The organism is Rhizobium indicum, from assembly GCF_005862305.2.
Lineage (GTDB): Bacteria > Pseudomonadota > Alphaproteobacteria > Rhizobiales > Rhizobiaceae > Rhizobium > Rhizobium indicum.
In genome coordinates, this window is the sequence record NZ_CP054026.1 from 122148 (window position 1) to 135562 (window position 13415).

The following is a 13415-nucleotide window of genomic DNA, read 5'->3' on the forward strand; positions in this document are numbered from 1 at the left end:
GATGAAGGATTGCGGCTCATGTTGAGGCAACCCGATCCTGGCTCGCGGTGATGTCATGGAAGGATAAGTAACGGGGTGAACGTTAAGTGCGGTCAAGTTAGTGTTAAGTTAGGTAAAACTCGGTCGCGCGACTGTGTTTGTGCTGTATGGCTGACAAGGATCAATGACGGACGAAGTGAATGAACAAGGTTCTCCTCATCGACGACGATGCCGAGCTGACGACGCTTCTGCAGGAATATCTGGTCGAAGAAGGATATGAGGTCGTCACCGATACGGACGGTCGCGCCGCGATTGCCGCTGCTGCCGGCAATACGGTTGATATCATCGTGCTCGACATCATGATGCCTCGGATGAACGGGATCGAGGTTCTGCAGAGGATCAGGAAGCTCAGCCAGGTCCCGGTCCTGATGCTTACCGCAAGGGGCGATGACGTCGACAGGATATCGGGTCTCAATCTCGGCGCCGACGACTATGTGCCGAAGCCATGCTCGCCGGGCGAACTTGCGGCGAGGTTGCGCGCCATCCTCCGTCGCGCAGGTCAGCCTGCGGCCGGCGCGACGATCGACACAATAAGGGCGGGAAAACTCGTGATTCATCCGAGCAGCAGGATCGCCGAATGGCGTGGCGAAACCTTGGAACTGACGGGCACGGAATTCAGCCTGCTCGAGGTCCTCGCCCGCAGCGCCGGCCAGCTCGTGTCGAAGCAGGACATTTCGAAGCGGGCCTTCGGCAAGCCGCTGACCCCGTTCGATCGCCGTATCGACGTCCATATCAGCAGCGTTCGTCAGAAGCTCGGACTGAGGGAGGACGGACAATCCTGGATCCAGTCCGTTCGCGGCCAGGGCTATCAACTTCTCGTGGACTGACCATGCCCCGGCTTTTCTGGAAATTCTTCACGACGATCTGGCTGACGATGGCGGCGACAGTCGGCGTGATCTTCCTGCTCGTCAATTTTCTCCAGGGGGTTCCTTTCGCGCGCGAACTGGAGGAAGAGCGGCGAGCGATCACCCTGAACCTGACCGCAAACGTGCTCTCAAGAGATGGCGAAGATGCCGCCACGTATTTCGTGCGCACAAGCGAAGAGACGCTACCGCCTGGCCTGACGATTTCCAAAGCTGCGAAAGCCGATGCCTGTGCGGTTCCAAAGACCGTCGATACAAGATCCGTCCTCAAGGACGGGATTTGCTATCAGATTTCCCTGCCGGTTCAGGCCACTTTCACCTTCGACAACCTTGGTCCGTTCATACCGTGGCTCGCGATCCTGATTTCGAGCACGATATCGGCAGGCGCACTTGCCCGCTACCTCATTCGTCCCGTCGTGCATCTGCGTGATGGCTTGAGCGCGCTCGCCCATGGCCGCTTCGACTTCCGCATCGGGGACAAAATGGCCGGCCGAAAGGACGAGGTCACCGCGCTTGCGCATGACTTCGATTCCAGCGCCGCCCGGCTTCAGGAGCTGCAGGATGCGCAGCAGAGGTTGTTCCATGATGTCTCTCACGAACTGCGTTCGCCCTTGTCCCGCCTGCAGGCCGCCGTCGGCGTCCTCCGGCAGAGCCCGGCGAAACTCGGCGCCATGCTGGACCGCATGGACCGGGAGGTCGAACGGCTCGATGCGCTGGTTGGCGAAGTTCTGACGCTTGCCAGGCTGACTGCGGGATCCGGCCTTCCGCTGAAAACGCACACTCTTGATGTCATCGAGCTCCTGAACGAAATCCTCGGCGACGCGGCATTCGAAGCCCAGGCACGGGAGGTCTCGATCACAACCAGTGTCGATGGCACCTTCCGCGCCGAGGTCGAAGGTGAGCTCATCTACAGGGCGCTCGAAAACGTTGTCCGCAACGCCGTCAAGTACACGGCCGAGCATTCGCATATATCAGTGGCTTGCGAGGCGACAACCGAGCGCCTGAAAATCTGCGTCACGGATCAGGGGCCAGGTGTCATGCGAGACGAGCTCGAACGTATCTTCCAGCCGTTCTCACGCGGGAAAGAAGCTGTGCCGAGAGGCGGATACGGCCTGGGTCTGGCAATCACCAGGCAGGCCATCGAGCGTCATGGCGGGCGTGTGCATGCGTCGTTGCCGGATGCCGGAGGCCTGGCAATCACCCTGGAGCTTCCTAGAAAACCGACGCCCTATGGTTCGGCTGACGACCAAGCCTGATCCGGCTCCCCGCGATTTTACCCAACTTTACAGTGTCTTTACCGCCATTAACGTTGGCGCCGCTAAGCCTGAACCTACGATCCCGGTTCAGAAAGCTCGCCAGTGAGTCCGTCGCTCTGCACGAAAATATCATCCCTGCACTACGCCGCATCGGCGATCACGCTTCTGCTGGCAGGCTGCGTCAGCGGCCCGGATCACGTTCCCCCACAGATGCCGCTTCCCGCTAAATTCCAAGAGGGCGGCACCAGGAGCAACGGCGATGTCGTGACGGCGCATTGGTGGACGGCCTATCGTGACAAGCGGCTCGACGGCCTAGTGGTTCATGGCCTCAGCGAGAACCTTGATGTCCTGCAGGCGCTCGAGCGTATCAATTCGGCTTCTGCCAATGTCACGGTTGCCGGTGCCGGTGGCCTGCCGAGCCTCGATGTCGACGCATCGCACACGGTATCCGGCGAGAAGGGTTCGCAGCGTACGACGATCGGCACCACGAACACGACAGGCGGCGAGGCCAGCCTTTCCTGGCTACTCGACATCTTTGGCCAGTACCGTCGCTCGAGGGAAAACGCCATCGCCTCGCTTGGGGCCGCCTACGCAACGGCCGACGATGCGAAGCTCTCCTTTCTGAAGGACCTCGTCTCCAGCTATGTCGACGCCCGCTATTATCAGCAGCGCATCGCGCTTTCGCAGGCGAATTTGAAGTCCCGTCAGGAGACCTACGAACTCACGCAGCTGCAGCTTAAGGCAGGTGCGGCCTCTCGCCTTGACGTCGTTCAGGCCGAAGGCCTTGTTCAGTCGACGAAGTCAGATATCCCCGGCCTCGAACAGAGCTTCACCGAATCGGCGCATCACATTGCCACTCTGCTCGGGATGCCGGCGGCCTCGCTGATGGACGAGCTGCAGAAAAGCGCCGGCCAGCCGGTTTTCCGTGGCGACATCCGCGCCGGCATTCCGGCCGATCTCATCCGCAACCGTCCCGATATCCGCAAGGCCGAACGCCAGCTGGCGGCAGCCGTTGCCGATATCGGTGCTGCCGAAGCCCAGCTCTACCCGTCGATCTCGCTATCCGGTTCGATCTCACCGAGCTGGGTCAAATCATCCGGTGCCAGCGGCGGAACCCTGACCAACTGGTCCTTCGGACCGACGCTCAACCTGCCGATCTTCGATGGCGGCAAATTGCGTGCGAATGTCGATATCGAAAAATCCGATGCCAGGACCCAGTATCTCGCCTGGAAAGAGGCGGTGCTGAATGGGGTCGAAGAGGTGGAAAACGCGCTGTCGGCGGTTCGCCATGACACGCAGACGTTGGAACCGCTGCGCAGACAGGTGAAAACGGCGCAGGAATCGCTCGCGCTTTCGACCACGAGCTACAAGCAAGGCGCCTCGTCGCTACTCGATGTCCTGGACGCGCAGCGGTCGGTCTCCGATGCCCAGGAAAGCCTTGCGGCCACCATGCAACAGGTTGCCAAGGACTATGTGGATCTCTACGTCGCCATCGGCGCCGGTTACCTGCCTCCGCAACAGCAGGTCGTCTCCGAGCGAACGGCGAAATCGGGCTGATCGGCCACCCGCCACCCCGCGGCGGCGCAGTCAAACGGCGCCCGCGGGTCTCGGATTTCAATATTTTACCCAACTTTACACCGGCTTTACCGCCATTAACGCTGGCCTCTCTAAAAGCTGAATCCATGATCCCGGTTCAGAAGATTCGCCGATGACCCCCAATATCCGACCAGCAGAAGTGCCCATGCGGGCGGCAATCTGCGCCGTCCTCCTCGCTTTGCTCTCCTCCTGCACGAACGTACCCCTGCAGCAGGGCACTTCCCTCGGCTCCTATGCGGGAATGGCCGCGTCGGGCGGCTCTCTGACCAAGGCAAAATTGCGCGTGAATTCGCCAGCGGTTCTTGCCGCGCAAACGGTACGCATCGTTCCGACGGTGGTGGAGAATGCCGGCGGCGGTTCTTTCGACGCCAAGGACCTGGCGCTCCTGAGCAATGCCGTCGATCGGGCGCTGTGCATGGGCCTCATCGACCGCTTCAAGGCCGTGGCTCCAAACGAGCCGGCAGATCTCGTCGTCCATGCGACCGTCACCGACATCGTCGCGACGAACCGTGCGGTTGCCGCGACCTCCACCGTCGCCACGCTCGGCGCTTCGGTGGCAATGGTTCCCATTCCCAGGATTCCGATCGGTCTCGGCGGCTTGTCGGTGGAAGCCGAAGCGGTCGGCCAGGACGGTACGCAGCAGGCGGCGATGATCTGGTCGCGCGGCGCGAACATGCTGACGACGAAGGCACGGATATCCTCGGTCGGGGATGCCTATTCCCTGTCATCTGCATTCGGCGTCGATTTCAGCCGCATGCTGGTCAAAGGTCAGGACCCGTTCAAGGAAACGTCGTCCATCCGATTGATGCAAAAGATCAAGGCTTCATTCGGCAGCGACCCGAAATACCAGGCCTGCAAGGCATTTGGGCCTGTGCCCGGCATCAAAGGGGCGGTCGCCGGTCAGCTCGGTCTACCGCCAAGCTGGAGCGACAAGGGTGCGACGACCTCCCAATAGCAGCCAGGCGGCAGTCCTCAATCGCCCGCAGCGGCGGCTGCGACATTTCAAAAACCAGCAGAAAGGACATCGACATGAAGACATATCTACGGCTTGCGGGGGCATTGATCGCAGCGCTTGCGGCGAGCCCGGCATTCTCAGCGCAGGAACCGTTCCTGCCGTCCGAGAAGGCAGCCGCGATCCTCGCCGATGGGGCGCCCTGGTCGGCACTGGCGCCGGATGGCAAGGCCCTCAAAGTCACCCTGGCGAAGGACGGCACCGGAAGCATTCGCGGTCCGATGCCGTTTGCGCTCTCCATCACCTGGACGGTCAAGGACGATGCGATGTGCATATCCGGCAAGATGGGCACGCACTGCCTTCGATTCCGCTCGGTTCCCGGAGGGCTTCAGGGTTGGGACGGCGACAAGCCGGATCTGAAGTTCAGCCGTTGACGCAGGGAGCACCTTTCAGAGATACGCCGCAACATGAGGACTTTTCGATGAAATATTTGCTGACGTTCGCCACCGTCTCGTTGCTTCTGGCAGCGCAATCGGCTGCCATGGCGCAAGTTCCACCGCCCATCCCCTTGCTGCCCGGCCCTCCGGGGCCGCCACCCCTTATCACGCCGCCACCGCCCGAGGCTCCTGCGCCATCGGAGGAATATTCGAATGAATATGACGGGAGACATTATGCTTGGTGCGCGCGCCGGTACCGGTCTTATTCAGCCTATGACAATAGTTTTCAGCCCTCCCGGCGACCGCGCAGGCAATGTTATTCCCCCTACGATTGAGCCGGCGTCCTTTCGAGCCCGTCGGAGCGGCTGTCTAACGTCCGGCGGCCTTCAGGATGCGGAGGGCGAGCTTGTGATGCGGCAAATCCAGCATGCGTCCGTCAAGCTGGATGACGCCGGCGTCCGGCCTGGCGGCAAAGGCGGCGGCGACTTTCTCTGCCCAGGCGATCTCGGAAGCCTCAGGCGTGAAGGCGTGGTTGATCGTTTCGATCTGGCTTGGATGGATGGCCATCATGCCGGAAAAGCCGTCGCGCCGGGCGCGGCCGACATAGGCCCTGAGACCGTTGAGATCGCGGAAATCGGGATAGACGGTGTCGATGGCCGGAATGGCGGCGGCGTGCGCCGCAAATAGCGTCAGCGAGCGGGCAAGCTCGAAAGGCGGCGTATAACGGCCATCCGTCCTGCGCGCGGTCGCAGCCCCCATCGCGGCGGGCAGATCCTCGGCACCCCAGGTCAGGCCGCAAAGGCTCGCCGAGACCTCTCGGTAGCTGCCGATTTCGAAGATCGCGGATGGTGTTTCGGTTGCGATCGGCAAAATGGGGATTTCAGATGCAAGAGAGCCTGCGAGTTTCAGCACGGAGGCGGCACCCTCGGCCTTCGGCAGCACGATCGCGAAAGGATGAAGGCCGCTCAAAGCGGCAAGGTCGTCTTCGAATTCTGGCGAGGCGAGGGGATTGATGCGGATCAGAAGAGGGGTCTCGCCGGCATGATGCAGGACGAACTCGTGCACGCTCTCGCGCGCTTTCGCCTTGTTTAAGGGCGCAACCGAATCTTCCAGGTCGAGAATGACGGCATCGGCGCCCGAGGCGAGCGCTTTTTCGAAACGTTCCGGCCGGTCACCGGGCGCAAAGAGCAGCGAGCGCAGCCTCATGACGGCTTCACCTTCAGCATTGCCGTGCGCAGGCACTGGCAGACGATCTCGCCGCGCTGGTTCAGCGTGATATGCCGGAAGGTGACGATGCCGGCGTCGGGGCGGGAGTTCGAGCGGCGCAGTTCTATCACTTCCGTTTCCACTCGCAGCGTATCGCCGATGAAGACCGGTTTTGGCATCGTCACCTTGTCATAGCCGAGATTGGCGACGAGCGTGCCGAGCGTGGTGTCGCCGACCGAAAGGCCGACGGTGAGCGCAAAGGTGAAGTTGCCGTTGACGACGATCCGGCCGAATTCGGTGCCGGCGGCATAGTCGGCATCGAGATGCAGCGGCTGCGGATTGTGGGAGAGCGTCGTGAACAGCAGGTTGTCGGTCTCGGTGACCGTGCGGCGGATGTCGTGGGCGATGCGGTCGCCGACTGTCCATTCGTCGAAATAACGGCCGGCCATCAAATCTCCTCCTTCACAATGCTGACGACCAGCTGGTTCTCCGAGACCCTGATCCCCGAGGAAACCTGCAGTTTTTCGACGATGCCGTCGAAGGGCGCACGCAGAGAATGCTCCATCTTCATCGCTTCAACCGTCAGTAGGCGGTCCCCCTTGGCGACACGATCGCCGTCGGCGACCTCCACCGAAATGACGAGGCCGGGCATGGGCGAAAGGATCGCGCCATCGCCGGCACCCTGACTTGCTTCGACTTCGCTCGCGACGGGCAGGCTGATCGGCCAGGCATTGCCGGCCTCGAAAAGCACCGTGGTTTCACCGATCGTGACGGTATTGGCCTCAAGCTCCGGACGTGATTGCCCCCAATGGAGGTGCTCGCCGATCCGGATGCGCACCCTCCTGTCATCCGCGCCGGCGATGCGGAACCCGGCAAGCGCGGACCAGGGATCACCATCCTTTTTTCTTGAAAGCAACGTGGCCGCGGTGTCGATCGCGATTTCGCTCGGCTCCGTCGCCACCAGGCTATCGCCATGGCGGTCGAGAAAGCCGGTATCGATCCGAGCTGCGCGAAAATCCGGATCGACGGCGATGCGGGCAAGCAGGCCGGCATTGGATCTGACCGGCCAGACCTCGATGCCGGCGCAGGCGGCTGCGAGCTTCGAGAGTGCGGCCTCGCGGTTCGGCCCATGGGCGATGATCTTGGCAATCATCGGATCGTAGAAGGCGGTGATTTCATCGCCTTGTTCGACGCCGCTATCGACGCGGACCGTTTGCGGCAGTCTGAGATGGTCGAGCCGGCCGGTCGAGGGCAGATAGCCGGCGGCGGGGTTTTCGGCATAGAGCCGGGCTTCGAACGCCCAGCCGTTCATGACGATCTCGTCCTGCGTTTTCGGCAGTGGCTCGCCGCTTGCGACCTTCAGCTGCCACAGCACCAGATCTTCGCCTGATATCGCTTCGGTGACAGGGTGTTCCACCTGCAGCCGGGTATTCATCTCCATGAACCAGATCCGGTCGGGATGCAGGCCCTCCGAGGCATCGGCGATGAATTCGATGGTGCCGGCGCCGACATAATTGACCGCTCTTGCTGCCTTCACTGCCGCATCGCAGATCGCAGCGCGGGTGGCGGCATCGAGACCAGGGGCGGGAGCCTCCTCGATGACCTTCTGGTGCCGGCGCTGCAGTGAGCAATCGCGTTCGAACAGATGCACGCAATTTCCGAGCTGATCGGCGAAAACCTGCACCTCGATATGGCGCGGATTGGCGATATAGCGTTCGATCAGAACACGGTCGTCGCCGAAGGAGGCAGCCGCCTCCCGGCGACAGGAGGCGAGAAGTTCGGCGAAATCTTGCGCGCGCTCGACGCGGCGCATGCCCTTGCCGCCGCCGCCGGCGACCGCCTTGATGAGCACGGGATAACCGATGGTATCCGCCTCGGCCGCCAGCCTCTCTTCGCTCTGGTCCGCGCCTATATAGCCGGGGGTCACCGGCACGCCGGCGGCCTGCATCAATTCCTTCGCCGCGTCCTTGAGCCCCATCGCCCGGATGGCCGCCGGGGGAGCGCCGACCCAGAGGATGCCGGCCTTTTCTACCGCTTCGGCAAATTCGGCATTTTCCGAAAGGAAACCGTAGCCGGGATGGATCGCGGCAGCGCCGGTTTTCCGGGCGGCATCGAGGATGCGTTCCTGCGAGAGATAGCTTTCGCGGGCCGGCGAGGGGCCGATGGCGATCGCCTCGTCCGCCTCCGTTACGAAGGGCAGGCCGGCATCGGCCTCGGAATAGACGGCGATGGTCCGGATGCCGAGCGACTTGGCGGTGCGGATGATGCGGCGGGCGATTTCACCCCTGTTGGCAATGAGAAGGCTTTCCATCATCGCCGCCTCACATCCGGAACAGGCCGAAGTGCGGCCCTTTGGGGATCGGCGCATTCAGGCAGGCGGAGAAGGCAAGGCCCAGCACATCCCGGGTCTGGCGCGGATCGATGATGCCGTCGTCCCAGAGGCGGGCGGTGGCATAATAGGGATTGCCCTCGGCCTCGTAGCCGGCGCGGATCGGCGCCTTGAAGGCTTCCTCCTGTTCAATAGGCCAATTCTCACCGCGCGCCTCCATGGAGTCTCGGCGGATGGTGGCAAGCACCGAGGCCGCCTGTTCGCCGCCCATCACACTGATGCGGCTGTTCGGCCAGGTGAAGAGGAAGCGCGGGCGATAGGCGCGGCCGCACATGCCGTAATTGCCGGCGCCGAAGCTGCCGCCGATGATGACCGTGACCTTCGGCACGGTGGCGGTCGCAACCGCCGTCACCAGCTTTGCCCCATCCTTTGCGATGCCGCCGGCCTCATAACGGCCGCCGACCATGAAGCCGGAGATGTTTTGCAGGAAAAGCAAAGGCACGCGGCGCTGGCAGGCAAGCTCGATGAAATGCGCGCCCTTCAGCGCGCTTTCGGAAAACAGCACGCCGTTATTGGCGATGACGGCGACGGGCATGCCCCAGATGCGGGCGAAGCCGCAGACCAGCGTGGTGCCGTAGAGCGGCTTGAACTCATGCAGTTCCGAGCCATCGACGATCCGGCCGATGACCTCCCGCACATCATAGGGCGAGCGCACATCCGCCGGGATGAGGCCGCAGAGATCCTCGGCATCGAGTTTCGGCGGTCGCGGCGGCTGGAGGTCGATATCGACCGATTTCACGCTGTTGAGGGTGGCTGCGATATCGCGAATGAGCAGCAGTGCATGTTCATCATTCTCGGCGACATGATCGACGACGCCGGAGCGGCGGCCATGGGTCTCGGCGCCGCCGAGCTCTTCGGCCGAGATGATCTCGCCGGTCGCGGCTTTGACCAGCGGCGGGCCGGCCAGGAAGATCGTGCCCTGATTGCGCACGATGACCGTTTCGTCGGACATGGCGGGCACATAGGCGCCGCCTGCAGTGCAGCTTCCCATGACGCAGGCGATCTGCGGAATGCCTTCGGCCGACATCTGGGCCTGGTTGTAGAAGATTGCGCCGAAATGGTCGCGGTCGGGAAAAACTTCGGCCTGATGCGGAAGATTGGCGCCGCCGCTATCGACCAGGTAGAGGCAGGGCAGCCGGTTCTGCATGGCGATCTCCTGCGCCCGCAGATGTTTCTTCACCGTCATCGGGAAATAGGCGCCGCCCTTCACCGTCGCGTCATTGGCGACGATCATCACCTCGCGGCCGGAAACGCGGCCGACGCCGGCGATGATACCGGCGCCGGGCGCCTCGTCATCATACATGCCGTTGGCCGCAAGCGTGCCGATCTCCAGGAACGGGCTGCCGGCATCGATGAGCAACTGGATGCGATCGCGCGGCAAGAGCTTGCCCTTGCCGGTATGGCGCTCGCGCGCTGTTTGCGATCCACCCTCGCGCGCTTTCGCCGAACGGTCGTGGAGCTCGTCGATAAGCGCCTTGTTCTTGCTGGCATTGGCCTTGAAGCTGTCGCTGTCGCGGTCGATCGCAGTCGAAATCACCGTCATGATGCGATGAGCTCCCGGCCGATGAGGTAACGGCGGATCTCATTGGTGCCGGCGCCGATATCGTAAAGCTTGGCGTCGCGCAAAAAGCGTTCGACCGGCCATTCCTTGGTATAGCCGGCGCCGCCGAGCGCTTGGATCGCCTCCAGCGAGACCTTCACGGCATTTTCGCTGGCAAAGAGGATCGCAGCAGCTGCATCCGTGCGCGTCGCGCGGCCGGCATCGCAGGCGCGGGCGACGGAATAGACATAGGCGCGCGCCGAATTCAGCGCGACATACATGTCGGCGATCTTGCCCTGCATCAGCTGGAAATCGCCGATCGCTTTGCCGAACTGTTTGCGATCGCGCACATAGGGCAGCACGACGTCGAGGCAGGCCTGCATGATGCCGAGCGGTCCGGCGGCAAGCACGGCGCGCTCGTAGTCGAGGCCGGACATCAGGATCTTCACGCCTTCTCCCTCCCGGCCCATCAGCGCCTCGGCCGGCACCGCGCAATCCTCGAAGACCAGTTCGGCCGTGTCGCTGCCGCGCATGCCGAGCTTGGAGAGCTTCTTGGAGACGCTGAAACCGGGCAGGCCCTTTTCGATGATCAAGGCGGAAATGCCTTTCGGGCCGGCTGCGGGATCGGTCTTGGCATAGACAACAAGCACATCGGCATGCGGCGCGTTGGTGATCCAGAACTTGGTGCCGTTCAGAATATAGCGGTCGCCCTTTTTCTCGGCACGCAACCGCATGGAGACGACATCGGAACCGGCGCCGACCTCCGACATGGCGAGCGAGCCGACATGTTCGCCTGAGATCAGCTTCGGCAGATAGCGGCGCTTTTGTTCCGGCGAGGCCCAGCGGCGGATCTGGTTGACGCAGAGATTGGAATGGGCGCCGTAACTGAGCCCCACGGAGGCCGAGGCGCGCGAAACTTCCTCCATGGCGACGACATGATCGAGATAACCGAGACCGGCGCCGCCGAATTCTTCCTCGACGGTGATCCCATGCAGGCCGAGCGCGCCCATCTCAGGCCAGAGCTGGCGTGGAAACGTGTTGCTTTCGTCGATCTCCGCAGCCAGCGGAGCAATATGATCGGCGGCAAACCGCGCCGTCGTTTCACGGATCGCGTCCGCGGTTTCGCCGAGCGAAAAATCAAACATGGCACTCCTCCCGCTGAAATATGTAGCGCGGGTTGCGGCGGGGTCAAAGTGCCCTTGATTGTGATGGCTCATTCAATTGCGAGAGAGCTTCCTCCCGGCGAAAGGCTTCGGGACTCTTATCCATCCATTTCCGGAAGGCCCGGAAGAAGGCGCTCGGCTCGGAATAGCCGAGCTGCACGGCAATCTCACCGATGGTCATCGATGTGTTCAGCAGCAGATCGACGGCGAGGTCGCGGCGAATATCGTCCTTGATGGCGGCATAGCTTTGTCCCTCGTCGTGCAGGCGGTGGCGGAGCGTGGAGGGCGGCATTCGCATATCGGCTGCAAGCTCGGTAAAGCGCGACCAGGCAGCCGGCGTGGCCAGATTCAGGCGCCGGCGGACGGCGGCGGCGATACCGGCATCATAGCGATAGCGCAACAGAATATTGGCGGGCGCGCCGCGCAGGAACTGTTTGAGCGCCTGTTCGCTACGTGCCACCGGCAGGTCGAGCAGGGCGCTGTCGAAGCCGAGCCGGCTGATGGTTTGCGAGAAACGCACTGGCGCGCCGAAGAAGAGCCGATAGTCGGCGCCTTGTTTGGGCTCCGCGCAGCGGAAATCGACGAGCCGGATCGGAATGCGCCGGCCGACCAGCCAGCAGGTGATGCCGTGCAGGATGATCCAATAGGTGCGATAGGCGAAGGCTGAACGCGGGCCGTTGGCATCCGTGAGCTCGACCTCTGCCAGACCGTCGCGGATGACGAGCCGTCCTCTGGGATCGTCGAGCACGACATCAAGGAAGCGCAGCGCCCGGCGCAGGGCGTGACCCAGCGTCGGCGCATGCAGCACAGAGTGGCAGAGCAGCGTGAAGCTGCCGCCGCGCATCGGTCGGCCGCCCATGCCGAAGAATTCGTCGTCGAGTTCGGCGGCGATTACCAGCCAGAGCGCGCCATAGGTCTCGGCCGACACCGGTTGATCGACCAGCGGCGGCAGTCCCACACGCGCAAGAATAGGCTCTGTCGGCTTATCCAGCCGCCGCAGGCTGTCGAGGGCCTCCTCGACAAAGGCCGGTGCAATCATGCGTCGCTCGATTTCCGCCATCGCGCCCTCTTTGTGGCAAAACTGTCCGAAATAATGGAGCAGTTCTGTCATCGCTTGCAATAGGTGGAGGGAATAGAATCGTACCCGTCGGTTGCGCTTGGAGGAGGTCGCGGCCGGCAGGGAGGAACAGGTTCATGTTGGTCCATGGAGCAAGCTTCATCGTAACCGGCGGCGGCTCCGGCCTCGGTGCTGCAACGGTGCGCGCGCTTGTCGAGGCAGGCGGGCGCGTGACGATCGCCGATCTCAATGCCGAAGCGGGCGAACATATCGCCCGGGAGTTCGGGAGCGATGTGCAGTTCGTCAAGGCCGACGTGGCCGATGAGGAGCAGGGAACAGCAGTGGTTGCCGCTGCCGTCGAAGCCTTCGGCGGCTTGCGCGGATTGGTGAATTGCGCGGGCGTGGCGCCGGCCGAAAAGGTGATCGGCCGCGACGGGCCGCACCGGCTGGAGAGTTTTGCCCGTACGGTGAGCATCAATCTCATCGGCACATTCAACATGATCCGGCTTGCCGCCGCGGCAATCCAGAAGACCGAGCCGGATGCGGAAGGTGAACGCGGCGTGATCGTCAATACGGCCTCGGTTGCCGCCTTTGACGGCCAGATCGGCCAGGCGGCCTATGCCGCTTCCAAGGGTGGGGTGGCGGCAATGACCTTGCCGATCGCCCGCGAGCTTGCACGCCACGGCATTCGCGTCGTCGCGATCGCACCCGGTATTTTCGAGACGCCGATGATGGCTGATATGCCGGCCGAGGTTCAGGCAGCACTCGGCAAGAGCGTGCCCTTTCCACCGCGGCTCGGTCGGCCGGCGGAATTTGCCGGGCTGGTACGCCATATCTTGGAAAACAACATGCTGAACGGCGAGGTCATCCGCCTCGACGGCGCATTGCGGATGGGCGCGCGCTGAGCGCTTCGCCCG

The 13415-nt window shown here is 62.8% G+C and carries 13 protein-coding genes; 7 read left to right on the forward strand and 6 right to left on the reverse strand.

Annotated features, from left to right (window positions below; genetic code table 11):
• Positions 1-179: 179 nt before the first annotated feature.
• The 6 genes from FFM53_RS35375 (at position 180) to FFM53_RS36775 (ending at position 5478) form a co-directional block, all read left to right on the forward strand.
• Complete coding sequence (locus tag FFM53_RS35375; RefSeq protein ID WP_138334619.1) at positions 180-866, forward strand: response regulator; 687 nt, start codon at positions 180-182, stop codon at positions 864-866.
• A gap of 2 nt (positions 867-868) precedes the next feature.
• Positions 869-2158, forward strand: a complete 1290-nt coding sequence (locus FFM53_RS35380; protein WP_138334620.1) for a HAMP domain-containing sensor histidine kinase — start codon at positions 869-871, stop codon at positions 2156-2158.
• 102 nt (positions 2159-2260) lie between these two features.
• Positions 2261-3715 carry an efflux transporter outer membrane subunit gene (locus FFM53_RS35385; protein WP_138334621.1) on the forward strand — a complete coding sequence of 485 codons (1455 nt, stop codon included), beginning with the start codon at positions 2261-2263 and terminating at the stop codon, positions 3713-3715.
• Positions 3716-3866: 151 nt separating this feature from the next.
• Positions 3867-4709 (forward strand): DUF3313 domain-containing protein, encoded by an 843-nt coding sequence (locus FFM53_RS35390; protein ID WP_171599977.1) that lies wholly within the window; start codon positions 3867-3869, stop codon positions 4707-4709.
• A gap of 74 nt (positions 4710-4783) precedes the next feature.
• A complete protein-coding gene (locus FFM53_RS35395; RefSeq protein WP_018449172.1) occupies positions 4784-5140 on the forward strand; it encodes a hypothetical protein in 357 nt (118 codons plus the stop codon).
• A gap of 107 nt (positions 5141-5247) precedes the next feature.
• Entirely contained in the window at positions 5248-5478 is a 231-nt protein-coding gene (locus FFM53_RS36775; protein WP_425504969.1) for a BA14K family protein, read from the forward strand.
• Between the two features lie 34 nt (positions 5479-5512).
• Here FFM53_RS36775 and FFM53_RS35405 read toward each other — a convergent pair whose 3' ends face one another.
• The 6 genes from FFM53_RS35405 to FFM53_RS35430 are packed head-to-tail and all read right to left on the reverse strand — an operon-like array spanning position 5513 to position 12552.
• Positions 5513-6349 carry an HpcH/HpaI aldolase/citrate lyase family protein gene (locus FFM53_RS35405; RefSeq protein WP_138334624.1) on the reverse strand — a complete coding sequence of 279 codons (837 nt, stop codon included), beginning with the start codon at positions 6347-6349 and terminating at the stop codon, positions 5513-5515.
• Positions 6346-6798, reverse strand: a complete 453-nt coding sequence (locus tag FFM53_RS35410) for a MaoC family dehydratase (RefSeq protein ID WP_138334625.1) — start codon at positions 6796-6798, stop codon at positions 6346-6348. Before FFM53_RS35410 ends, FFM53_RS35405 begins: the two co-directional genes overlap by 4 nt.
• Positions 6798-8663 (reverse strand): acetyl/propionyl/methylcrotonyl-CoA carboxylase subunit alpha, encoded by a 1866-nt coding sequence (locus tag FFM53_RS35415; RefSeq protein ID WP_138334626.1) that lies wholly within the window; start codon positions 8661-8663, stop codon positions 6798-6800. The genes FFM53_RS35410 and FFM53_RS35415 overlap by 1 nt, the downstream gene beginning before the upstream one ends.
• A gap of 7 nt (positions 8664-8670) precedes the next feature.
• Positions 8671-10281 (reverse strand): carboxyl transferase domain-containing protein, encoded by a 1611-nt coding sequence (locus FFM53_RS35420; RefSeq protein ID WP_138334627.1) that lies wholly within the window; start codon positions 10279-10281, stop codon positions 8671-8673.
• Positions 10278-11423, reverse strand: a complete 1146-nt coding sequence (locus FFM53_RS35425; protein WP_138334628.1) for an isovaleryl-CoA dehydrogenase — start codon at positions 11421-11423, stop codon at positions 10278-10280. The genes FFM53_RS35420 and FFM53_RS35425 overlap by 4 nt, the downstream gene beginning before the upstream one ends.
• 43 nt (positions 11424-11466) lie before the next feature.
• Positions 11467-12552 (reverse strand): AraC family transcriptional regulator, encoded by a 1086-nt coding sequence (locus FFM53_RS35430; protein WP_138390281.1) that lies wholly within the window; start codon positions 12550-12552, stop codon positions 11467-11469.
• 83 nt (positions 12553-12635) lie between these two features.
• Between FFM53_RS35430 and FFM53_RS35435 the strand changes: the two genes are divergently transcribed.
• Positions 12636-13403: a 3-hydroxyacyl-CoA dehydrogenase gene (locus FFM53_RS35435; RefSeq protein ID WP_138334630.1), complete on the forward strand. Its 768-nt coding sequence runs from the start codon at positions 12636-12638 to the stop codon at positions 13401-13403.
• Positions 13404-13415: the final 12 nt, after the last annotated feature.

What these genes read in the sequence shown, in the direction of transcription:
- FFM53_RS35405 (WP_138334624.1), bottom strand. Translation starts at nt 6,349, where the DNA reads ATGAGGCTGCGCTCGCTGCTCTTTGCGCCCGGTGACCGGCCGGAACGT.
- FFM53_RS35380 (WP_138334620.1), top strand. Translation starts at nt 869, where the DNA reads ATGCCCCGGCTTTTCTGGAAATTCTTCACGACGATCTGGCTGACGATG.
- FFM53_RS35375 (WP_138334619.1), top strand. Translation starts at nt 180, where the DNA reads ATGAACAAGGTTCTCCTCATCGACGACGATGCCGAGCTGACGACGCTT.
- FFM53_RS35435 (WP_138334630.1), top strand. Translation starts at nt 12,636, where the DNA reads ATGTTGGTCCATGGAGCAAGCTTCATCGTAACCGGCGGCGGCTCCGGC.
- FFM53_RS35420 (WP_138334627.1), bottom strand. Translation starts at nt 10,281, where the DNA reads ATGACGGTGATTTCGACTGCGATCGACCGCGACAGCGACAGCTTCAAG.
- FFM53_RS35430 (WP_138390281.1), bottom strand. Translation starts at nt 12,552, where the DNA reads ATGACAGAACTGCTCCATTATTTCGGACAGTTTTGCCACAAAGAGGGC.
- FFM53_RS35395 (WP_018449172.1), top strand. Translation starts at nt 4,784, where the DNA reads ATGAAGACATATCTACGGCTTGCGGGGGCATTGATCGCAGCGCTTGCG.
- FFM53_RS36775 (WP_425504969.1), top strand. Translation starts at nt 5,248, where the DNA reads ATGGCGCAAGTTCCACCGCCCATCCCCTTGCTGCCCGGCCCTCCGGGG.
- FFM53_RS35410 (WP_138334625.1), bottom strand. Translation starts at nt 6,798, where the DNA reads ATGGCCGGCCGTTATTTCGACGAATGGACAGTCGGCGACCGCATCGCC.
- FFM53_RS35425 (WP_138334628.1), bottom strand. Translation starts at nt 11,423, where the DNA reads ATGTTTGATTTTTCGCTCGGCGAAACCGCGGACGCGATCCGTGAAACG.
- FFM53_RS35390 (WP_171599977.1), top strand. Translation starts at nt 3,867, where the DNA reads ATGACCCCCAATATCCGACCAGCAGAAGTGCCCATGCGGGCGGCAATC.
- FFM53_RS35415 (WP_138334626.1), bottom strand. Translation starts at nt 8,663, where the DNA reads ATGATGGAAAGCCTTCTCATTGCCAACAGGGGTGAAATCGCCCGCCGC.